Origin of the sequence: Flavobacterium sp., from assembly GCF_965262375.1 — a bacterium.
In the GTDB taxonomy this organism is placed as follows: Bacteria; Bacteroidota; Bacteroidia; order Flavobacteriales; family Flavobacteriaceae; genus Flavobacterium.
The window spans coordinates 1,454,211-1,476,603 of sequence record NZ_OZ253527.1; the positions used below are offsets into that span (position 1 = coordinate 1,454,211).

Here is a 22,393-nt window from a genome sequence, read left to right on the forward strand (position 1 = left end):
TATCAAAATAAGTAACTAAATTGCTCATGATGCCTTCGTGTATTCATCGTAAAGAATTAAATTTGCAAACCTTTTTATAAGAAATCAATGCAAAATCCACAAAAAATTGCTGTTATCGGTTCTGGTTTAGTAGGAACTTTATTGGCAATCTATTTAAAAAAAATGGGACATACGGTACATGTGTTTGACCGAAGTCCTGATATGCGAACTGTTGAGTTTTCTGGACGTTCTATCAACTTAGTAATGTCTGAAAGAGGTTGGAGAGCATTGGAAGGAGTAGGCTTGCAAGATGAAATTCGAAAAATTGGTATCCCAGTTGATAAACGAGCAATCCATTTGCAAGATAGGAAATTGAATTACCAGTATTATGGTAAAGATGGAGAAGCAATTTTTTCGTTATCACGCTCGGTGTTAAATCGTAAAATGATTGATTTAGCGGAGGAAGCTGGCGTTGAATTCAAGTTTGAACATAAAATTTGGGACGTATCTCTAGCAGATGCCACTTTGTATATGGGGGAAACCGAACAAGGCGCATGGCAAGAGTTGAAATACGATAAAGTATTCGGGGCTGATGGCGCTTTCTCACGTATTCGCCACCGTATGCAACGTCAGAGTATGTTTGATTACTCGCAAGAGTTTATGAAGATAGGCTACAAAGAATTGCATATTCCAGCCAATCCTGATAGGACGCATAAAATAGATAAAAACTCACTTCATATTTGGCCTCGTGGCCAGTTTATGTTGATGGCATTAGCCAACTTAGATGGTAGTTTTACTTGTACTTTATTCATGCCTTTTGAGGGCGAAAATTCATTTGAAGCCTTGCAAGAAGAACATCAATTGGTTGATTTTTTTGCTAAATATTTCCCTGATACTAAAGAAGTGATTCCAGACTTAGTGGAAGATTTTTTTAAAAATCCTACCAGTTATTTGGTAATTATGAAGTGTTTCCCGTGGACGTATGAAGATAAAGTAGCTTTAATTGGCGATTCGGCGCACGCTATTGTTCCGTTTTATGGACAAGGAATGAATGCTGGATTTGAAGATATTACCATTTTAGCGGAAATGATTGCTAAATATGGTGACGATTGGAAAACTATTTTTGAAGCATATCAAAACGAGCGAAAACCCAATGCGGACGCAATTGCTGAGTTATCGCGCCGTAATTTTGTGGAAATGAGTACCAAAACGGCTGATGAAAAATTCTTACTCCAAAAGAAAATTGAAAAATGGTTTTCAGACAAGCATCCTGACAAATGGTTACCTTTGTATAGTCGAGTAACTTTTAGTACGCATTCGTATTCGGAAGCCTTGGCATTAGGGGATTTCCAGAATAAAATAATGGACGAAATTATGGCAATGCCTGATATTGAAAATACTTGGGATAGCGAAACGGTAGAAAATAAAATTATACAATTACTGAATGCTAAAGTGCATTAAAATAGATGTAATATGGAAGTTTTTAGTTTTTTACTTATTGTAATAAACGTGTATGTTTCTTATAAGGGACTTTCAAATAGAAGTTTTTTTGAAAATTATAAGTTTGAAGTTGATAAGATACTTATAAATAAGGATTATATTCGATTAGTTTCTTCAGGTTTCTTGCATATAAATTGGGTACACCTAGTATTCAATATGCTGACTCTCTATTCTTTTAGTGGTTTAATCGAGACCAAGCTTGGGGGATTTGGTTTTCTTTTGATTTATTTTTCAAGCTTGATAGGAGGTGATTTGCTTTCGTTGTTTATTCATAAAAACCATGGAGATTATAGTTCCGTTGGTGCATCTGGAGCTGTAAGTGGTATTGTATTTGCTTCAATAGCATTGTTTCCTGGGTTGGATTTGAATTTGTTTGGTTCTTCATTGGCAATTCCAAGTTGGTTATATGGGATTTTGTATGTGATGTATTCTATTTATGGGATTAAATCGCAGAAAGATAATATTGGTCATGATGCTCATTTAGGAGGAGCTTTGCTAGGAATGCTTGTAGCCTTGGGTTTATTGCCAAGTGCTATTGAGGAAAATCTTTTAGTGATTATTATTTTAATATTACCGATTTTAACTTTTATTTATTTAATTGTAACCAAGCCAAACGTGTTATTGATAGATAATTTTTATTTTAAAAAGCAAAAAAAGTACCTTTCGATTGATGATAAGTATAATTCAGATAAAAAGGAAAAAGAAAAGCAAATTGATTCCATTTTAGAAAAGATAAGTGAAAAAGGGATTAATAGTCTTTCATCAACGGAGAAAATGATACTCGATGAATATTCTCAAAAAATAAATTAATTTCAAAAGCTCCAAATTTCTTCACGGAAATTTGGAGCTTTAAAATTTTACCGATTTCAAAATTCAAAATTCTAAATTCAAAATTCAAAATTCTAAATTCAAAATTCTAAATTCTAAAACCATTACTCTTCTCTGTGTACTTTATCCATCGAAAAAGCTGGGGTACAAATGGCAATATACTCACAAGGTTCCTCAAATGGATTTGAGTATTGAACACGGACATTTTTCTCAATTTTGATGGATTGACCCGTTTCTAAAACTACAGCTTCCCCCTCAATAATAAATTGCTTTTTCCCTGAAATGATATAAGTATATTCATCAAATTCAGGAGTTTGAAAAGGTTCGCTCCATCCTGGAGGCGCTATCATGTGCGCAATAGAAATGTGTGTATTTTCCGTTGTTGCTAATCCATGATGCTCTTCTATTAACTTACCATCTGTTGTAGGGACAACAAAAGGACTTTTTTGAATGAAATATTTTTTAGTACTCATTTTGTTTGGGTTGATGTTGATTGTTTAAAAGTTTAAAAGTTTAAAAGTTTAAAAGGTTAAAAGGTTAAAAGGTGTAGGGGCTAATAACTTTTTTAGGGACTCATCACTTTTCACTCTTTACTTTTCACTTTTTACTTTTCACTTTTTACTGAAAAAAAACTACTTCTTAAAAATAAAATAAACTGCTAAAACCAAGAAGCACATTCCAACACCATGGTTCCATTTTAAACTTTCATTTTTAAAAAATATAAGTGAGAAAACTACAAAGACGATAAGTGTGATAACTTCTTGTATAACTTTTAATTGTAATAACGAAAATGGGCCATCATTGCCCTTGAATCCAATTTTATTGGCTGGAACTTGAAAGCAATATTCAAAGAGTGCTAAACCCCAACTAATAAAAATGATGCTGATTAAACCCGCATTTTCAAACCATTTCAGTTCTTTAAATTTCAAATGACCATACCAAGCTAACGTCATAAAGACGTTGGAAAGTATCAGTAAGCCAATAGTAATATATCCTTTCATAATGTTATTGCGAGGAGGAACGACGAAGCAATCTAATCCATATAAAGTCATTATATTTTCAAATGCTTAATCATTTTTCATCTTGTTTGTTTTTTTAGATTAGCCTCTCCTTTATGTGGTGAGGAGACTTTACTTTTTGAGTACTTTCATTAACACATTAAACGCACCTCGAATAAACGTAGCGCTGGTTACGACTTTCAGTACTGACTTTGCAATAGTTTCCCCCATGCCAGGACCTTTACTCGGAGCTTCTTCTTCTTTTTGTGAAACTTCCTCGCTGATGGCTTCCAGTTTTTGGGTCAGTATTTCATAAGCACTTTCTCGGTCAATTTCCTCGGCATATTTAGCAACTAATTTCGATTGACTATTGATGGCTTCGATTTCTTTATCCGTTAAAATATCCATACGGCTCTCAGGTGCACGAAGCATACAGGCAACCAAGGGGGTAGGGATGCCTTTTTCGTTTAAGGCGGTTACTAAAGCTTCGCCTATACCTAAAGAAGTAATAATTTCATCCGTATCATAATAGTCAGAAATGGGGTAGTTTTCAGCGGTTTGTTTGATGGCTTGGCGGTCATTTGCGGTAAAAGCACGCAGCGCATGTTGGATTTTTAAACCCAATTGTGCTAGTACACCTTTTGGGATATCGGTAGGGTTTTGGGTAATGAAATACACACCTATGCCTTTTGAACGTATCAGCTTGATAATAGTTTCAATCTGGTCGAGTAATGCATCACTAGCTTCGCTAAAAATCAAATGTGCCTCGTCTATAAATACCACCAACTCGGGTTGTGCAACATCCCCTTTTTCTGGCATGGTGTTGTAAATTTCCGCCAACAAATTCAACATGAAAGTTGAAAATAATTTCGGTTTGTCCTGAATATCATTCAAACGCACAATATTGATATAGCCATAACCATTTTCGTCTATACGCATCAAATCGTCAATTTCAAATGATTTTTCGCCAAAGAAAATATCGCCTCCTTGCTGTTCTAACTCGATGATTTTCCGAAGAATAGTACCTGTCGTAGCAGTAGAAATCTTGCCGTAATCTTCAGCGATTTCTTCTTTTCCTTCCTCTGTAATATAATTTAAAACTTTTTTGATGTCTTTTAAATCCAATAAAGGCATTTTTTTGTCGTCGCAATATTTGAAAATCACGGCAACCACACCTGCTTGGGTTTCGTTTAAATCTAATATTCTTGAAAATAACACCGGACCAAATTCTGAAACCGTTGCACGCAGTCGTACCCCTTCTTGGTTAGAAAGCGTCATTAATTCCACAGGGAAACCTTTAGGTTCAAAAGGAATATTGATTTTAGCATGGCGTTCCGTAATAAAGTCCTTGACTTCACCCGCTTGAGCAATTCCTGAAAAATCGCCTTTAATGTCCATCATCAAAACAGGAATCCCGTTTTGCGATAATTGTTCTGAAAGTACTTGTATGGTTTTTGTTTTTCCCGTTCCAGTAGCTCCAGCGATTAGACCATGTCGATTAAAAGTTTTTAAAGGGATAGTAACCGCTAAGTCGAGTGCTTCTTTTTCTAGGATAGCGCCTCCTAAATTAATGCTGGTTCCTATGCATTGGTAGCCAGTGTTTATGTCTTTTTTAAAATTTTCTATAATGCTCATTGTTTGTAGGGCTTTTGTGAAGCGGATATTTATGTGGTTTGTGTATTTTCTCTCGCAATTTATTAAAAAAATAGATTTTATAATGCCGATTTATAGAGGATTTTGGTCTAATTTTTGCGTTCCGATAAGAGTTGGGCTACATTTTTTTATTTTGTTTTTAAAAATGTCAATTTTTATTATAAACACAATAAATAGAATAAAAGTCTGAGAAATATTTAAAATTATTTTTTAAAATCGCTTTTTACTGAGAATATGTTAAAGAAAAACTAAAAGTTCAAGTTTGGTGAGGGTTGGGCACTGCTTTGAAAATGAAAAAAAGTTTTTTTATATCAGCTAAAAAATTAAATTTGCGACCATTATTCCAAGAAGAATAGACGATTTAATTAATCAATTAGGAAATTTAAATTTTTAAAAAAATGGCAAACAACGTTAATGTAAAAAAAGAAGAGAAGGCTAAAGGAGGATCTTCGTTCTCAGGAGTTATTATCGCAGCATGTATAGCTGTTGGTGTTTTTATTTGGAAATTCATCATGGGAGCTTCAGGAAACTTTGAAGGTGGTAATCCAGATGTAGGTCATCCATTAAACTTTTTAGGAACAGTTTATAAAGGAGGTTTTATCGTACCTGTATTATTAGGTATGTTATTAATGGTGGTAGTATTCTCTTTTGAGCGTTTTATGGTTATTTCTAAAGCTTCTGGAAAAGGAAACTTAGATGTTTTCATGAAAAAAGTTCAAGCAAGCGTTAACCAAGGTGATATTAACGGTGCTATCGAGTCTTGTGACAAACAACAAGGTTCTGTGGCTAATGCAATCAAAGCAGGTTTAGTAAAATATAACCAAGTAAAAGCGGAAGGTTTTTCTTCTGAAGAAGCTACTGAGACTATCCATAAAGAAATTGAAGAAGTTACAGCTTTAGAAATGCCAATGTTAGAGAAAAACATGACAATCATTTCTACTATGGTTGCTTTAGGTACATTAGGTGGATTATTAGGTACAGTATCTGGTATGATTAAAGCGTTCTCGGCTTTAGCAACTGCTGGTACTCCTGACCAAGCTGCTTTAGCGGTAGGTATCTCTGAAGCACTTATCAATACAGCTACAGGTATCTCAACTTCTGCTTTAGCTATTGTTACTTATAACTACTTTACTTCAAAAATCGATACATTAACGTATTCAATTGACGAAGCGGCTAACACTATCGTTAATACTTACAGAAGATTTAAAGGTTCTTTAAAATAATAAAGAATTTTAAAAGTAATTTTTGAATTAATAAAATATTATGGCAAAAGCAAAATCGCGTAAATCAGCAGGAGCTATCGACATGACGGCAATGTGTGACGTAGCCTTCCTATTACTTACGTTCTTTATTCTTACTGCTACTGCTAAACAACCAGAACCTTTACAGGTAGATACTCCTAATTCAACAGTGCAAACTAAATTGCCTGAATCAGGATTAGTAACTTTAACTGTAGGGAAAGGTAAAGTGTTTTTCGGTATGAAAGACCGTGATATTAGACTTAGAACTTTAGAGTTAATGGGTCAAGAATATAGCGTGAATTTCTCAGAAGATGAAAAGAAGCGTTTCTCTTTAATTGATGGTTTTGGTGTGCCAGTGGGAGCTTTAAAACAAATTATTGCTATGTCTAGTTCAGATAGAAATAAGCAAGATTTGCAACCTGGAATACCAATGGACTCGATTGATGAAAAGAAAAACGAGTTGGCTAGATGGATTTATAATGCTCGTTCAGCAAGTGCCGAATTACATAATGAAGATTTGAAATTCGCAATCAAAGGGGATGCTAAATTAGAATACCCTGCTATCAAACGAGTAATGGATGTATTACAGAAACAAGATGTAAATAGTTTTAATCTTGTAACTGGTTTACGTAGTGACAATTTCTAATACAAAAAATATTTAAGAAATGGCAGAATTAAACGACTCCGGCGGAGGTGGCAAAGACGGTGGTAAAGTAAGAAGTAAAAAATCCAATGCAAAGGTTGACTTGACCGCAATGGTGGACTTAGCTTTCCTTTTGATTACCTTCTTCATGTTAACTACGTCGTTATCAAAACCTCAGTCTATGAACTTGGGGATGCCTGAGAAGGAAAATGATCCTAAGAAAAAAACTGATCAAATTGACGTTGCTGACGACCGTACAATGACTATTTTGTTAGGTGAAAATAACAAAATCAAATGGTACTATGGTTTAATTGGCTCGCCTATTGAAGGACCTTCTGAAGCTACTTATGGTAAAGCAGGTATTCGTCAGGAAATCATGAAAAAAGTACAGTCAGTTCCTGCTAAATATAACGATAAAACAAAAGGGTTAATCGTGATTATTAAGATGGATAAGAAAACGAACTATAGAAATATGGTGGATATTCTTGATGAAATGGCTATCTGTAAAGTACCTACTTATGCCTTAGTGGATATTTCTCCTGAGGAAGTGGCAATGTTAAAAAAGTAATAACTAAATTCTAATAATTGCAATATGAAATTAGATTTATATAAATCACAATGGTTAGATTTAGTTTTTGAAGGTCGTAACAAAAAGTATGGTGCTTATTTGTTGCGTAAAGAAAATTCTAAAACATCATTGAGAGCATTGATTATCGGTGCAGCAAGTTTTGGGATAGCTATTGCTTCTCCCATGTTAATCGATATGATACCTAGTGGTGATGATGATGCTACTCTTGATGAGAAAGTAGTATTGGTGGATATGAATAAACCGAAAGAAAATACACCACCACCGCCACCACCAGAAAAAAAACCAGAGCCACCTAAGCCTAAGGTTGACGAAGTTAAATTCGTTGAGCCTAAAGTAGTGGAAGCTAAAAAAGTTACCGAAGAAATTAAGACGGTTGATGAGTTAAAAGATAAAAACATCGCTGAAAAAGACCAAAAAGGGGATAAGGATGCGCAGGTAACTATCGATGCTCCAACAGGTAATAATGAAGAGGTAGTTAAAGTGGTGGAAGAAGATAATACAGTTTACAACTCAGCAGGTATTGAAGTGCAACCTGAATTCCCTGGTGGATATGCAGGCTTTGCTAAATTCGTACAAAGAAATTTCAGAACTCCTGAGGTTGAAGAAGATGTAAAAGGTAGAATCTTTGTTGAATTCGTTGTTGAAAAAGATGGTAGTTTAACAGATATCCATGTTTTGAAAGACTTAGGATACGGTACTAAAGAAGAAGCTATTCGTATGTTGAAAAGTGCACCTAGATGGACTCCAGGTGAACAAAATGGTAAAAAAATACGTGTAAAGTATAGTTTGCCAATTACCATTGAAATCAAAGCGGAATAAGTTGCTTCAAACTTTAAAATGTTTTTTTATATATGAATCAATCATATAATAAAGAGAAGAAATCGCTCGCAGAGCGATTTCTTCTTGTTTTAAGTATATTGCTTTTTACGGTCTATTTAATTATGGGGCTGGCAATATTGTTTTGGGATAAATTAATAGAACGTATGCCTATGGCTGTTGGTTATAGGGTGACCTTAGGGGTAGCCATAATCGTTTATGGTTTTTTTCGTTTTATCAGGTATTTTAATAAAAGTAGATAATTTGTGATTTAATCGCATGTGTTGTGATAGTTGGTACAATTGTTGTAAGTGTTTTGTAGGTGTAGATGTTTGTTTTTTAGTCTAAATAAAGATTTTGTAGTGGGTGTTAAAATAAAATTTTTTGTGATTGCTTTTGCAATAATGGCAATTTCTATTGTTTCTTGTAATTTTTTCAAGAAATCTGAAGAGGCAAATATTTTGTCAGGCAATATGACAATATTGGTTGATCAAACGGTTTATCCTTTAGTGGAGGATCATGCAATGGTTTTTGAGAGTCAGTATAATGCTAAAATTAAGCTTGTGGCTAAATCAGAAATGGAAATTGCTAAATTGTTATCAGAAGGGAAATATGATGTGGCAGTTTTAGCTCGCGAACTAGCTTCTAATGAAAGTGCACATTTTAGTAATGCAAAAATAAAAGGAAAAGTTACTGATTTTGCGCTTGATGGATTAGCGTTGATTGCTTCAAAAAATGGTTCTATTGAGCAAGTTGCAGTGCAGGATGTTCTTGCTTTTTTACAAGGTAAATCTTCCTCTGTTAAAAGCTTAGTTTTTGATAACGCTAATTCAAGTACGGTTAATTATTTGAAAAAAATGGCAAAAGTTTCGGATTTGCCTAAAAAAAATGTTTTTTCTTTTTCTACAAACAATGAAGTTATTAAGTTTGTGGTCGATAATCCAGGGACTATTGGTGTTGTTGGGGTGAATTGGTTGACACAACCAATGCCCGAATATCAAAAAGTTGTGGATCAAGTAAAGGTTTTGGGGGTCAAGACTGCAAAGGGTGAAGTTGCTTTGCCTAATCAAGATTTTATTGCAACAGGTGCTTATCCTTTTGTGCGTACTGTAAAGTTGTTGAATTATCAAGGAACAACAGGGTTAGGGATGGGTTTTGCATCATTTATCGCTGGTGAAATAGGGCAAAGAATTGTTTTAAAATCAGGATTGATGCCTGTAAGGATGCCAGGAAGAAATATTATATTACGAAAAAAGATTTAAATAAAAATAAATTATAATAGTTAAGAAGATGAATAAGAATAAAATTTTCAGTATCGCTTTTTTAGCTTTAGGAGCTAGTGCTTTTGCTCAAGATGTTGAGTCTGCCAAAAAAGCTATTGATGCTGAACAATATGAAAAAGCAAAATCTATTTTAAAATCGGTTATTAAATCGAATCCGGATAATGGGAAAGCATCTTTCTTGCTAGGAAATGTTTACTTGCGTCAAACGTATCAGGATTCTGCTAAGGCTGTTTTTCAATCGGCTTTGACTAAAAAAGATGGTGGTGTGTTAAATTATATTGGTTTAGGTCAATTGGACTTAGATAATGGAAATGCACAAGCAGCGCAGTTTAATTTTGATCAAGCTACTGCTAATATGAAGAAAAAAGATATTGAGCAGTTTGTGTATATTGGTAAAGCTTATGTGAATTCAGTGAATCCTAATGCTACTAAAGCTATTGAAGTGTTAGATAAAGCTAAAGCAATCAATCCTACTGATGCACAATTGCAATTAGCTATTGGTGATGCGTATTGTCTTGCTTTAGGGCAAGGAAAGTCTTCTACAGCTCAAAACGATGCTTATGCTGCGTATAGAAATGCGTTAGCTGCTGATGCGACTTTGTTGCGTGCTAAATTGCAACAAGCAGTGTTGTTGAAAGGAGCAAAAGCTTTTGACGGGGCAAAATCTAACTTAGAGCAGTTAATTGCTGAAAATCCTAACTATGGTCCTGCTTATAGAGAGTTAGCGGAAACTTATGTGCAGTTAGCTTTAAATAGTGATAAATCAAAATTTAAAGATTTAGTGGCTAAGGCTATGCCTAATTATCAAAAATACATGAGTTTAACGGATTATTCTCTAGCTACTCGTATGCGTTTTGCTGATTTCTTAGTATATACTAAAGATTATGCAGCTTTGGAAAAAGAAGCTAATGAAATGGCTAAATTGGATAAGGTTAATCCTCGTATTATGCGTTATTTAGGGTATGCTTCTTTTGAGAATGGAAATTATGCAGCGGCAGTTGATGCTTTGCATAAATATGTTTCTAATACGTCTAATCGCACTATCGGTAGAGATTATTTGTATTTAGGAGTTGGTCAAATTAAGCAGGCAATTCCTGCTAGTGCAGAAGGGGTTAAGCCTGTAATTAGTGAAGAAGGTTATAATGCAGGAGTTAGTAATTTAGCTAAAGCTGTTAGTTTAGATCCAGTGTTAGCAAATGAGTTAAACGAGATTGGTAAGGTTTATTTTGAAAGAAAATTATACAAATATGCAGCGGGTATTTATGAAGTAGCGGTGTCTGATTTAACATCTAAAAATTATTTATACGATAATTTCTTTTTAGGGTATTCGTTGTACTTTAATAATATTGGAGCAGAGGTTAAATCTCCAGATATGGCACAATTACAAAAAGCAGACAAAGCTTTTGCGGTTGTTACTACGAAATCGCCCACTACTCAAGATGCTCACATTTATAGAGCGCGTGTAAATAGTTTGTTGACTGAAGCTACTGCTAAAACTCAAATGGCGACAAGTTATGAGGATTATGTGAAAGTAATTCTGGGTAAAGGTGGTGACTTAATTGAGAAAAACAAAGGTAAGTTAGTAGAGTCTTATAATGAGTTAGCTAGATACTATGGTAAAACAGATAAGTTAAAAGCTAATGATTACGTTTCAAAATCGTTAGCCTTAGATCCAACGGATAAAGATGCCTTGAATTTGAAAAATGTTTTGAAGTAAGAAAATAGTATAGAATAGAAAAACCGATAGGCAACTGTCGGTTTTCTTTTTTATGTGTAATGTGCTTATTTTGCGTATATTTGCAACCCTTTTATATGATTTATGTTAGCTAAAGAAATACAGTTGGAAGTAGATAGAGGTACAATGTTGCCTTTGATGGAAGAGTTTTATACCATTCAGGGAGAAGGCGCCTATACGGGTACTGCTGCTTATTTTGTTAGAATTGGAGGTTGTGATGTGGGCTGTCACTGGTGTGATGTAAAAGAGAGTTGGAATGCTGATTTGCATCCTCCTACAAAAATTAAAGATATTGTAGCTAATGTGAAAAAGTATGCTCAAACAGTTGTGGTTACAGGTGGTGAGCCACTTATGTGGGATATGAATCCTATGACACAACTTTTTAAAGAAAATGAAATTAGGGTGCATATTGAGACTTCTGGGGCATATCCGGTAAGTGGTACGTGGGATTGGTTTTGTTTGTCGCCTAAAAAGACTAAAATGCCTGTTGAAGAAGCCTATGCTTTTGCAGATGAGCTGAAGATAATAGTGTATAATAAACATGATTTTTCTTTTGCTGAAGAGCAAGCAGCACGGGTAGGGCAAAATACTGTATTGTTTTTACAGCCAGAATGGAGTAAAAGAGATGAAATGATACCGTTAATTGTTGATTATGTGATGCAAAATCCTAAGTGGAAAATTTCATTGCAAACTCATAAGTACTTGAATATTCCATAGTTGGTTTGTAAGTAAAATCGTTATAAAAAAAATAAAAAGTTTAATTTTTTTTAGTTTTTTTTGTAAATAATGTTTTTTGTTTTTGTAAAAATTATATATTTACAAAAAACAAATGCTTTTAGTCCCCAAATTGAAAGCTTGCCGAGGATGTAACGGACTGTTAACCTAAAGAAACTGTTACCATGAAGAAAATGTTATTGTTTGTACTTTTGTGGGTGAGTCAAGTGGTTTTGGCTCAGGCGCCTTTGAATGTGGCTTTGAAATCAGCACCTATTCCGTTTGAACAAGTTGAAAATCAACCTATATTTCCAGGAGGAAATGATATGTTCATGAAGTTTGTAGGTAAAAATTTTCAAGCTCCCAGTGATGAGAATTTTTCTGGAGGGGTATTGAAAGTTACTTTTGTGATTGAGGCAAATGGAAGTGTGTCTGATATAAAGGTGATAAATGATTTAGGTCATGGTACTGCTCAAGAAATCACAAGGGTATTGCAATCAAGTCCTAAGTGGACACCAGGAGATCAGGATGGTAAAACGGTTAGGGTATTGTATACCTTACCTGTCACAATACGAATTTAAAAAAAGCTGCCAACGGCAGCTTTTTTTTTGCTTTTTGTGTAGGAAAAATTTAATACAAAAACTTAAATTATGCATTTCATCGATTTTTTTTGTTAATTCGTCGATTAAACTGTAATATTGACTTAACTAATAAATAAATCTGTGGGGTATGAAAAAGGTTTTAGTATTATTCTTAAGCTTATGGATGGTGAGTTTAAGTTTTGCAAAAGAATTGTTTGTAAATCCAGTTGCGCTTGTGCCTTATGAGCAAGTGGAAATTAAACCTCTTTTTCCAGGAGGGATTAATGAATTCATGGCGTTTGTAATGAAGAATTTCAAAGCCCCTGAAGAAGAAGATTTTCCAGTAGGGGTTGTGCAAGTGAGTATGGTTATTGATAAAATGGGCAACGTGACCAATGTACGTATTTTAAAAGATGTGGGTACGGCTGGTACAGAAGTGAAACGCGTATTGTCTAAATGTCCTAAATGGCAGCCAGGAAAAATGAAAGGTGAAAATGTGGATGTAGAATATGTTTTTCCTATTACTTTAAAGTAAGTACTTTTGTTTAAAAATATTTCGGGAGGGTATCCAGTAAGGGTATTCTCCTTTTTTTATTGTTTGTTTTATGTTACTAGGTTGAAGTTTCTGAATGAAATTGATTCAAATCTTTATCTTTGCAAATAAAGACACGTTTTGAGATATTTTATAGAATTTGCCTATAAAGGAACCCATTATCACGGCTGGCAATACCAGCCCAATGCTATTTCTGTTCAAGAAACCTTAAATAAAGTTTTTTCAACCTTATTGCAAGAAACTATTGAAATTGTTGGGGCAGGAAGAACCGATGCAGGGGTGCATGCCTCGCAAATGTATGGTCATTTTGATACCAATAAAACCTTAGATTTGGTAAAATTAAAACAGCGCGCCAATGCTTTTTTACCTAAAGATATCAGTGTGTTTCGTATACTTCCAGTGCATGAAGAAGCACATGCCCGTTTTGATGCCACGGCAAGAACCTACCATTATTTTATAACCACACGTAAAGATGTATTTGCTACTGAAACCGCTTGGTTTAATCATCATAGCTTGGATGTAGCAGTGATGAATGATGCGGCTAAAATTTTATTGGAATATATTGACTTTGAATGTTTCTCAAAAACACATACGGATGTGCATACTTTCAATTGTAAAATCACTGAGGCTTTTTGGCAACAAGAAGGTCATTTGTTAAAGTTTACTATTACTGCTGACCGTTTTTTGCGTAATATGGTACGTGCCATTGTGGGAACCTTGGTGGATATAGGCACGCATAAAATTACCAAGGAAGATTTAGTGAGAATTATTGAAAGTAAAGACCGTAAAAAAGCAGGGTTCTCCGTACCTGCGCAAGGACTTTTTCTTTGTAGCGTGAAATATCCTTATATTGTGGAAGAATAAAGTAGTGGATGAAAGCATTTGATACCAAACTTTTTAAACGAATTTTAAGTTATACGCAACCCTATCGTTGGCGCTATTATAGCGTTATTGTTTGGGCTGTTTTGCTCTCAGTTTTCGCTGCATTGCGCCCGTATTTACTCAAAGATATTGTGGATAATTATGTTGTCCCAAAAAAAATAGATGGATTTCTTTTTATGATTCTCATTATGGGAGGCACTCTGTTCTTGGAAGTTATTGCGCAATACTATTTTGTTTTTTGGGCTAATGTTTTGGGACAAGATATTGTTAAAGATATACGGTTAAAATTATTCCGACATCTAACCAGTTTTAAAATTACGTATTTCGACCATGAACCTGTTGGGAAATTAATAACACGTTCGGTTTCGGATATTGAAGCCATAGCACGTATTTTTAGTCAAGGCTTATTCATGATTATCAGTGATTTGATGAAAATGTTCGCAATTCTATGTTTTATGGTATACATGAACTGGAAACTAACTTTAATAGTTATTGTGGCTATGCCAATATTGCTATATGCTACAAGAATTTTTCAAATAAAAATGAAAGTTGCATTTGAAGAGGTTCGTAATCAGGTGGCTAACATGAATACCTTTGTACAAGAGCGGGTTACGGGAATGAAAATTGTACAATTATTTACCCGTGAAGACATTGAATTAGAAAAATTTAAAGAAATAAATCATCAACATCGAAAAGCTTGGGTGAAAAATGTATGGTATAACTCTATTTTTTTTCCCATAGCTGATATTGTGACCTATCTTACTCTGAGTGGTATTGTTTGGTATGGTTCTATTCTGTTGCTTCATCACGACCCTTTTACGCAAGTGGGGCATCTGTTTGCTTATACTATGTATATTTCTATATTTTTTACCCCTTTACGTCAAATCGCTGATAAATTCAATGAAATGCAAATGGGGATGATTGCTGCCAATCGCGTTTTTGAAGTATTGGACTCGGAAAAAGATGTAGAAGATAATGGAAAGGTAGTTGCGCCAAAATTTGATGGGAATATTAATTTTAAACAAGTTACTTTTGGATATAAAAAAGCAGAACCTGTTTTAAAAAATATTGATTTGCATATTCAAGCAGGCGAAACTCTTGCAATTGTTGGGGCTACGGGTGCTGGAAAATCGACAATTATCAATTTACTCAATCGGTTTTATGATATTCAATCAGGAAGTATCACTATTGATGATAAAAACATTAAAGCTTTTACACTAGAAAGCCTTCGTAGTCAAATAGCGGTTGTTTTACAAGATGTTTTTCTTTTTGCTGATACGATTCATAATAATATAACTTTGAATAATTCTGATATTTCACGAGAGAATGTTGTGGCTGCTGCTAAGGCTATTGGTGCTCATGAGTTTATCATGAATTTGCCTAATGGTTATGACTATGATGTAAAAGAACGTGGAGCTGTGTTGTCGTCTGGACAAAGACAATTATTGGCCTTTTTGCGCGCCTATGTGAGTCAACCTAGTATTCTTATTTTAGATGAAGCGACTTCCTCTGTGGATGTTTTTTTGGAAGAAATGATTCAAAAAGCAACGACGACTTTAACTCAAAATAGAACATCTATTGTCATTGCGCATCGATTAGCAACGGTGGTGAATGCAGATAAAATTATTGTTTTAGAAAAGGGAGGAATAGTAGAGTCAGGTACACATCAGGAATTGTTGCAACTACACAATGGGTATTATCGTAAGTTGTACGAGGCTCAATTTATAATGCATTAATAGGGAAGATTAAATTTAAAAAAAAATAGAATGGAAAAATACAGTTTAGAAATGTCTGTTCGTGACTATGAATTAGACGTTCAGGGCATCGTAAACAATTCAGTATATCAAAATTATTTAGAGCATGCTCGACACGAATTTTTACATCATAAAGGCATTGATTTTGTAGAATTTGCTCAAAACAACATTCTTTTAGTGGTAAAAAGCATTGAAATTAATTTCAAAAATTCTTTAGTGAGTCGCGACCAATTTAAAGTTGAAATTAGTGTTGAAAAAGAAGGGAATTTAAAAGTTGTTTTTAATCAAGATATTATTCGTTTGTCGGATAATAAATTAATCGTTTCTGCAAAAGTAACTGGAGTAGCTGTCAAAAACGGTCGTCCTGTGGCTCCAGATAGTATTCCTCAAATGGCAGGTTTGTTCTCGGAAGTTGTTGTAGGATAATCTCAGATTTATTTCTACAAATAAATACTTGTTCAACTAATTGAATTTGATTAGATTTGAGAGTTAGAAGTTGAGTAAACATTTTAATCACTATGAAAGTAGTGATAAGCGAATGTGGAACAAACGGAATGTGAAAAAAGTTACGGATAAAAATTAATTATAATATATGAAATCCCCATTAATAAGTAGTTTGTTGTAAACAAACATAAATAAATACAAGGGGATATCATATGTTACCACTTTAAAATAAAATTTAAACCTATGAAAAAGATATTTCTAATTTTAGTATTCTTTGGAAGTTTTAGCGTTTTTGCTCAAAAAGAATCACTTGAGAAAAGTTCACGTACAGTTGAGCAAAATCAATTGTTTGAAAAAGCTATAGAAAAATTGCATAAGCAAAAATACAATGATGCGATATCATTGCTGAAAGAGTTAGTGAATTCTGAGAAAAATATGGGAGGGACCTATTACTACTTGGCACAAGCATATTATGAAAATAAGCAATATAATGAATGTGCAGAGGCTTGCTCTAAAGGTTTGTCCATAGATGCTAAAGAAAATTTACTGCATTTGTATCGTGCTCAAGCAAACATCGCCTTAGGAAATACGGCTACGGTTTGTGAAGATTTGAAAAAATCAGCTACACAAGACCAAGAATTGCTGAAAAAATATTGTAACTAAATTTAAAAAGACCGATTTTTTAATCGGTCTTTTTTTATAGACAAGAGACTAACTTTACTGCCTCCACAGCTTCTTTCACATCATGTACTCTCAAAATGGAAGCTCCTTTAGTTAAGGCAATTGTGTTCAAAACCGTAGTACCGTTTAACGCTTCTTGAGCTGTAGTCTCTAGTGTTTTGTAAATCATCGATTTTCTGGATACTCCCACTAAAATGGGTAAATCGGTTATATGGAGTAATTCTAATTGATTGAGTAATTCAAAATTTTGCACCACAGTTTTAGCAAATCCAAATCCTGGATCAATGATTAAATCAGTTATACCTAAACTTCTAGCTTTGGCTATTTTTTCAGAAAAATAAAACAAAATTTCTTTTACCAAATCCTTGTATTCTGATTGTTGTTGCATGGTTTGTGGAGAACCATTCATATGCATCATTACATACGGAACTCGATGTTTGGCAACTATTTCAAACATTTTTTCGTCTAATCCACCCGCGGAAATATCATTTATCATACTCGCTCCCATTTGCAAACACGCATCTGCAACTTCACTATGAAAAGTATCCATCGAAATCAAAAGTTCAGGGTTTTCTTTCAATAGTATTTCTACTATCAAGGCTACCCTTTGTAATTCTTGGTCTGCTGAAAGGAATTCGGCATTAGGTCGTGAGGATTGTCCGCCAATATCAATAAAAGTAGCACCCTCGGAAACCATTTTAGCTACTTGATTCAAAATCAAGCTGTCAGTTTTTAATTTTCCTCCATCATAAAAAGAATCAGGGGTGCAATTCAAAATCCCCATGACGTGAGGTGTTGTTAAATCAATCAGTTTTCCTTTACAGTTTATCGTTGCCATTTGCAAATTATTAACAGCATTTAATTTTAAAATCGCTATTTTTGAAAAAATTTGATACAAAGATAACATAGAAATGAGTAATACCTCACAACAATACGATGCAATCATTGCCCAATGTCGCGATTTATATACCAAAAAAATGAAAGATTATGGGAGTGCATGGCGTATTTTGCGTTTACCATCCCTAACTGACCAAATCTTCATTAAAGCGCAACGCATCCGTTCGTTACAAGAAAATGAAGTGCGAAAAATAGATGAAGACGAAGCATCGGAATTCATCGGAATTATCAATTATTCCATTATGGCACTTATCCAATTGGAAAAAGGCATAGCGACCCAACCCGATTTGAAAGTGGACGAAGCTGTGGCATTGTATAACGAAAAAATCAAATTGACCAAAGAGTTGATGGAAGCTAAAAATCATGATTATGGCGAAGCATGGCGCGATATGCGTGTAAGTTCGTTAACCGATTTGATTTTACAAAAGCTTTTGCGTGTCAAACAAATTGAAGATAACAAAGGGAAAACTTTGGTTTCCGAAGGTATCGATGCGAATTATCAAGACATGATTAATTACTCGGTGTTTGCTTTGATACATTTAAATAAATTTTAATAGTATTCAATTTATTACCAACCAAAATTGAATTTATCCATGAAAAAAAACATAACCGTATTATTTAGAATCATCATCGCGTTACTTTTTGTGGTTTCTGCCATTGCAAAAATGTATCCGTCACCGTATTTTGCTATTTCCACTTTTGAAGTAAAGCAATTGTATCCTTTAGGATTTTCTGAAACTATTGCTCCTTGGTTTTCCCGAATTTTAATCGGAATCGAGTTGGCTTTAGGTTTTTTAATTTTGCAAAATAATTTTTTAAAGAAAATCATTATTCCTGCCACAATTGGGTTGTTAGCCGTATTTGTGATTCACCTTTCCTATGTGACTTTTGCCACAGGAGGAAACTCTGGAAACTGTGGTTGTTTTGGAGAGTTATTGCCTATGACACCTATAGAAGCGATTTTTAAGAATTTAATCGCTATGATAATTTTGGGCTTATTACTTTTCATGCTTCCTAAGAATCCTCAAGAAGTGCATAAATTTTGGCCTTTAGGCTTGGTTACTTTTTTGAGTATCGCATGCATTTTTGTATTGGCTCCCATCAAATCAGCGGCAGCGATTACTGTACCTGAAACAACAGCGGTTGACAGTACATCAGTGAAAAAGGATTCAGTTGAATTGCCCAAAGATTCTATAGTTACTCAGAAAAGTGTCACAGATACACTGAAAAAACAGCCTATAAATGAAGAAAAGAAAGAAGAGACTGAACCCGCGAAGAAAAAATCAGGTTATGCACAGTTTTTCGCATCGATAGATAACGGACGTAAAACCTTATGCTTTTTCGTGCCAGGTTGTGACCATTGTCAACAAGCGGCTAAAGAGCTGAATGAATTACGAAAAACCAATAAAAATTTCCCAAGTGTTCATGTCATTTTCATGAATGAAGAACCGGAAAAAATTCCTGATTTCTTTAAGTTTGCGGGCACCGAATTTCCGTATAAAATTGTGGAAATTATTCCGTTTTGGAAATTATTAGGGACGGGTAAAGATACGCCTGGCGTGAAATATTTATGGAACGGTAACGAGTATAAATATTATTTTGGCATTACTGAAAATCAGTTCAATCCAAAAGACTATCAAACGTTAATCAATAAACCTTTTAAAGAATTAAGAATTAAGAATTAAGAATTAAGAATTAAGAATTAAGAATTTTTATATTAGAATAATTTTATTGTAATGAAAGGTAATTTGTGAATTATGAACAAAACATTCGATAATATTTTAAATAGCATTCTGAAATCTGTAATCCTTTTAATTGAATTTATAAAATCATGAAAAAAATAATCGCTTTAGCATTAGCCTTTGTATTTCAAATTTCTTGTACGAAGGCACAAGAGAATCTTTCGGAAACAGCTTTGCAATACAAATTGACTACTACCGATGGTAAATTAATTACCTTAAAAGAGGTTTTAAAAAATCACCAAGGAAAACCCGTGGTTATAGAATTATGGGCGTCATGGTGTGGTGATTGTGTAAAAAATATGCCCAATCTAAAAAAATTGCAAGCTGAAAATCCTGCGGTAGATTTTGTGTTTTTGTCATTTGATAAAACTCCTGAAGCTTGGAAAACAGGTCTAGAGCGTCACGAATTACCAGGAGACAACTTTTTGATAGGTGAAACCATGAAAGGTGATTTTGCAAAAAGTTTAGATGTCAATTGGATTCCTAGATATATTGTTTTAGATAAAAAGGGGAATGTTGCTTTGTATAAAGCTATTGAAACCGACCACGATAAAGTGGCCACACTTTTAAAAGAATTGGTGAAATAGTTTAAAGTTTTTTAGACGTGCTATAAAATTATGATAGACAACGTCTTTTAAACTTCTAAACCCATAAACTTTTAAACTTTAAATAATACTAATATTAACTCAAAATAAAATGAGACAAAAAATTGTAGCCGGTAACTGGAAAATGAATAAAAACAATACGCAAACACAAGCGTTGATTACTGAGTTGTTGCAACAACTTCCTGCTACCGATGCAAAAGTAATGATTGCACCCACTTTTGTTAATTTGGCAAAAGCGGTAGAATCTGCAAATAATTCGGCTATTGAAGTAGTCGCTCAAAATATGCATCAAGCCGAAGGCGGTGCTTTTACTGGAGAAATTTCAGCGGATATGTTAACCGATATCGGTATTAAAACCGTGATTTTGGGACATTCTGAGCGTCGTGCTTATTTTCATGAAACCGATGCTTTGTTAGCAAATAAGGTGGATACTGCCTTGAAACACGAAATGAAAATCATTTTTTGTTTTGGAGAAGAATTGAAAGACCGTCAAGATAAACAACATTTTAATGTGGTGGAATACCAATTGAAAGATGCTTTGTTTCACTTGGATAAAGCGGCTTGGCAAAACATCGTTTTAGCGTATGAACCCGTTTGGGCTATTGGTACTGGAGAAACGGCTTCGCCAGCACAAGCGCAAGAAATGCACAAGTTTATCCGTGAAACTATTCAAGAGCGTTATGGAAATGAAGTAGCTGAGCAAGTTTCTATCTTATACGGTGGCAGTGTAAAACCGGATAATGCTAAAGAAATTTTCTCACAACCTGATGTAGATGGAGGATTAATAGGTGGGGCTTCTTTGAATGCTGCGGATTTTATTGGGATTATAAATGGGATTTAATTCAAAACGATAAAAACTTTTAAAAACGCATGGATATTTTTCGATGCGTTTTTTTTTATCTTACAGTTGGAACGTTCCATAAAATATCAAGCTTATGAAAATACTAACACAACTAGAAAAGCAACAATTACTACAAACACTTCAAAAGCGTTTTCTAGCGCATCCAGAACGTCATTTGAATGTCACTTGGGAAGAAGTTATTGCAAAATTAGAATCGCAACCAAACAAGTTGTATAGTCTTTTCTTAATGGAAGAAACTGGCGGAGAACCTGATGTTATTGGTAAAGATGAGTTGACGGGTGCTATTTTGTTTTGTGATTGTTCCCCTGAAAGCCCTAAGGGAAGACGTAGTTTGTGTTACGATACAGAAGCATTAAATTCAAGAAAAGAAAACAAGCCAGAGAACTCTGCTTGTGCTATGGCGCAAACCATGGGGATTGAATTGCTAGAAGAAACTCAATATCGAAAATTACAATCCTTAGGGGCTTTTGATTTAAAAACCTCAACTTGGCTAAAAACCCCTGAAGCTGTACGTAAATTAGGAGGCGCTATTTTTGGAGATTGTAGGTATGATACAGTGTTTGTATATCACAATGGGGCTTCTTCCTATTATGCTGCACGTGGTTTTAGAGGGATGTTATTTGTGTAATTTGTTAGGGTTGCTGATTTTTATGTATAATAGTTTGTGTAGGTCTTAAACGGTCATTCCTAAAATCAAGAAAATTAAAAAGCCAATGAAAAAAGTGGCAGTGTACATTGGTTTGTCCTCCTCATTATGAGCTTCAACCAATAATTCCTCAGTAACCAAAAACAGTAAAGCTGAAAGCCCAAAAGATAATACAACTTCCATCCAGTCATTGGAAAGATTTTGTAATAGTGTTCCTCCTAAAGTGGCACTAACTAAAAATAAACTTGATAGCGCCACAATATGAAAAAATGACTTTTGTTTAGGAATTCTTTCTTTTTCAAGCTCTAGTGCTACGGCCATCCCCATAGAAAACATCTCTAAGGCTAAAGCTAAAGTTAATAGTAGTCCCGCTTTTGCACCAGAGGCAAACCCTATGCCTAATAAAAAACCATCAATTAAAATGTCAACACCTATGGCTACTAGAAAAGAAATAGGAATTTTAGGTATAGCGTCTATGGTTTTGTGTTTGTTTTCATCTTTTTCAGTAAAATCTTTAATCATCAACATTAGACCTGTTCCTATTAAGAAACCTATTGCTACATACAGAGGTTGATGTCTGTGAACAATATCAGGTAATAATTCAACAGCAACAACAGAAAATACCACACCCGCTGCAAAATGTAATATAACACTCCTAAATGTAGCATTTGGTTTAAAATAGGTAGCAATTGCACCTCCTGACACAAAAGTGATTAAAGGAATACAAGTATAAAGTAGTATCGTAATTAGTGTTTGACTCATTTTTT

At 34.2% G+C, this 22,393-nt stretch carries 26 protein-coding genes; 21 read left to right on the top strand and 5 right to left on the bottom strand.

Annotation, left to right across the window (positions count from 1 at the left end; translation table 11 throughout):
• Positions 1-87: 87 nt before the first annotated feature.
• Both ACQY29_RS06715 and ACQY29_RS06720 read left to right on the top strand, forming a co-directional pair.
• Positions 88-1,440 (top strand): FAD-dependent oxidoreductase, encoded by a 1,353-nt coding sequence (locus tag ACQY29_RS06715; RefSeq protein WP_428224463.1) that lies wholly within the window; start codon positions 88-90, stop codon positions 1,438-1,440.
• A gap of 12 nt (positions 1,441-1,452) precedes the next feature.
• The gene (locus ACQY29_RS06720) at positions 1,453-2,289 is read left to right on the top strand and encodes a rhomboid family intramembrane serine protease (protein WP_428224464.1); all 837 of its coding nucleotides are present in this window, start codon (positions 1,453-1,455) and stop codon (positions 2,287-2,289) included.
• A 122-nt stretch (positions 2,290-2,411) separates the two neighbouring features.
• On the opposite strand, the gene ACQY29_RS06725 is transcribed toward ACQY29_RS06720, so the two are convergent.
• The 3 genes from ACQY29_RS06725 to ACQY29_RS06735 form a co-directional block, all read right to left on the bottom strand.
• Positions 2,412-2,780: a cupin domain-containing protein gene (locus ACQY29_RS06725; RefSeq protein WP_428224465.1), complete on the bottom strand. Its 369-nt coding sequence runs from the start codon at positions 2,778-2,780 to the stop codon at positions 2,412-2,414.
• Between the two features lie 159 nt (positions 2,781-2,939).
• Entirely contained in the window at positions 2,940-3,308 is a 369-nt protein-coding gene (locus tag ACQY29_RS06730; protein WP_428224466.1) for a DMT family protein, read from the bottom strand.
• Positions 3,309-3,437: 129 nt separating this feature from the next.
• A complete protein-coding gene (locus ACQY29_RS06735; RefSeq protein ID WP_428224467.1) occupies positions 3,438-4,940 on the bottom strand; it encodes a helicase HerA-like domain-containing protein in 1,503 nt (500 codons plus the stop codon).
• Between the two features lie 416 nt (positions 4,941-5,356).
• On the opposite strand from ACQY29_RS06735, the gene ACQY29_RS06740 reads away from it, so the two are divergent.
• The 14 genes from ACQY29_RS06740 to ACQY29_RS06805 all read left to right on the top strand — a co-directional run bounded on the left by ACQY29_RS06740 (position 5,357) and on the right by ACQY29_RS06805 (position 16,856).
• Positions 5,357-6,181: a MotA/TolQ/ExbB proton channel family protein gene (locus ACQY29_RS06740; RefSeq protein WP_428224468.1), complete on the top strand. Its 825-nt coding sequence runs from the start codon at positions 5,357-5,359 to the stop codon at positions 6,179-6,181.
• Positions 6,182-6,221: 40 nt separating this feature from the next.
• On the top strand, positions 6,222-6,845 hold the full coding sequence (locus ACQY29_RS06745) for an ExbD/TolR family protein (RefSeq protein WP_428224469.1): 624 nt from the start codon (positions 6,222-6,224) through the stop codon (positions 6,843-6,845).
• A 19-nt stretch (positions 6,846-6,864) separates the two neighbouring features.
• Positions 6,865-7,410, top strand: coding sequence for an ExbD/TolR family protein (locus tag ACQY29_RS06750; RefSeq protein ID WP_428224470.1), 546 nt, complete (start codon positions 6,865-6,867; stop codon positions 7,408-7,410).
• Positions 7,411-7,434: 24 nt separating this feature from the next.
• The gene (locus ACQY29_RS06755) at positions 7,435-8,250 is read left to right on the top strand and encodes an energy transducer TonB (RefSeq protein ID WP_428224471.1); all 816 of its coding nucleotides are present in this window, start codon (positions 7,435-7,437) and stop codon (positions 8,248-8,250) included.
• Positions 8,251-8,282: 32 nt separating this feature from the next.
• A complete protein-coding gene (locus ACQY29_RS06760; RefSeq protein WP_428224472.1) occupies positions 8,283-8,510 on the top strand; it encodes a hypothetical protein in 228 nt (75 codons plus the stop codon).
• A gap of 141 nt (positions 8,511-8,651) precedes the next feature.
• Positions 8,652-9,509, top strand: a complete 858-nt coding sequence (locus tag ACQY29_RS06765; RefSeq protein WP_428224473.1) for a PstS family phosphate ABC transporter substrate-binding protein — start codon at positions 8,652-8,654, stop codon at positions 9,507-9,509.
• 28 nt (positions 9,510-9,537) lie between these two features.
• Entirely contained in the window at positions 9,538-11,247 is a 1,710-nt protein-coding gene (locus tag ACQY29_RS06770) for a tetratricopeptide repeat protein (RefSeq protein ID WP_428224474.1), read from the top strand.
• A 102-nt stretch (positions 11,248-11,349) separates the two neighbouring features.
• A complete protein-coding gene (locus ACQY29_RS06775; protein WP_428224475.1) occupies positions 11,350-11,982 on the top strand; it encodes a 7-carboxy-7-deazaguanine synthase QueE in 633 nt (210 codons plus the stop codon).
• A 182-nt stretch (positions 11,983-12,164) separates the two neighbouring features.
• A complete protein-coding gene (locus ACQY29_RS06780) occupies positions 12,165-12,560 on the top strand; it encodes an energy transducer TonB (RefSeq protein WP_428224476.1) in 396 nt (131 codons plus the stop codon).
• A 148-nt stretch (positions 12,561-12,708) separates the two neighbouring features.
• Positions 12,709-13,095 carry an energy transducer TonB gene (locus tag ACQY29_RS06785; protein ID WP_428224477.1) on the top strand — a complete coding sequence of 129 codons (387 nt, stop codon included), beginning with the start codon at positions 12,709-12,711 and terminating at the stop codon, positions 13,093-13,095.
• A gap of 138 nt (positions 13,096-13,233) precedes the next feature.
• Entirely contained in the window at positions 13,234-13,977 is a 744-nt protein-coding gene (gene truA, locus ACQY29_RS06790) for a tRNA pseudouridine(38-40) synthase TruA (protein WP_428224478.1), read from the top strand.
• Positions 13,978-13,985: 8 nt separating this feature from the next.
• Positions 13,986-15,731: an ABC transporter ATP-binding protein gene (locus tag ACQY29_RS06795; RefSeq protein WP_428224479.1), complete on the top strand. Its 1,746-nt coding sequence runs from the start codon at positions 13,986-13,988 to the stop codon at positions 15,729-15,731.
• A gap of 30 nt (positions 15,732-15,761) precedes the next feature.
• Positions 15,762-16,175, top strand: coding sequence for an acyl-CoA thioesterase (locus tag ACQY29_RS06800; protein WP_428224480.1), 414 nt, complete (start codon positions 15,762-15,764; stop codon positions 16,173-16,175).
• Between the two features lie 261 nt (positions 16,176-16,436).
• Positions 16,437-16,856, top strand: coding sequence for a tetratricopeptide repeat protein (locus tag ACQY29_RS06805; RefSeq protein ID WP_428224481.1), 420 nt, complete (start codon positions 16,437-16,439; stop codon positions 16,854-16,856).
• A gap of 34 nt (positions 16,857-16,890) precedes the next feature.
• Here ACQY29_RS06805 and folP read toward each other — a convergent pair whose 3' ends face one another.
• On the bottom strand, positions 16,891-17,712 hold the full coding sequence (gene folP / locus ACQY29_RS06810; RefSeq protein WP_428224482.1) for a dihydropteroate synthase: 822 nt from the start codon (positions 17,710-17,712) through the stop codon (positions 16,891-16,893).
• Between the two features lie 73 nt (positions 17,713-17,785).
• On the opposite strand from folP, the gene ACQY29_RS06815 reads away from it, so the two are divergent.
• The 5 genes from ACQY29_RS06815 to ACQY29_RS06835 all read left to right on the top strand — a co-directional run bounded on the left by ACQY29_RS06815 (position 17,786) and on the right by ACQY29_RS06835 (position 21,608).
• A complete protein-coding gene (locus ACQY29_RS06815) occupies positions 17,786-18,325 on the top strand; it encodes a DUF1599 domain-containing protein (RefSeq protein ID WP_428224483.1) in 540 nt (179 codons plus the stop codon).
• A 39-nt stretch (positions 18,326-18,364) separates the two neighbouring features.
• On the top strand, positions 18,365-19,456 hold the full coding sequence (locus ACQY29_RS06820) for a MauE/DoxX family redox-associated membrane protein (protein ID WP_428224484.1): 1,092 nt from the start codon (positions 18,365-18,367) through the stop codon (positions 19,454-19,456).
• A 146-nt stretch (positions 19,457-19,602) separates the two neighbouring features.
• Positions 19,603-20,100, top strand: a complete 498-nt coding sequence (locus ACQY29_RS06825) for a TlpA family protein disulfide reductase (protein ID WP_428224485.1) — start codon at positions 19,603-19,605, stop codon at positions 20,098-20,100.
• A gap of 109 nt (positions 20,101-20,209) precedes the next feature.
• Positions 20,210-20,959, top strand: a complete 750-nt coding sequence (tpiA, locus tag ACQY29_RS06830; protein WP_428224486.1) for a triose-phosphate isomerase — start codon at positions 20,210-20,212, stop codon at positions 20,957-20,959.
• Positions 20,960-21,053: 94 nt separating this feature from the next.
• Positions 21,054-21,608, top strand: a complete 555-nt coding sequence (locus ACQY29_RS06835; protein WP_428224487.1) for a DUF4256 domain-containing protein — start codon at positions 21,054-21,056, stop codon at positions 21,606-21,608.
• Positions 21,609-21,653: 45 nt separating this feature from the next.
• On the opposite strand, the gene ACQY29_RS06840 is transcribed toward ACQY29_RS06835, so the two are convergent.
• Positions 21,654-22,388, bottom strand: coding sequence for a ZIP family metal transporter (locus tag ACQY29_RS06840; RefSeq protein WP_428224488.1), 735 nt, complete (start codon positions 22,386-22,388; stop codon positions 21,654-21,656).
• Positions 22,389-22,393 lie beyond the last annotated feature (5 nt).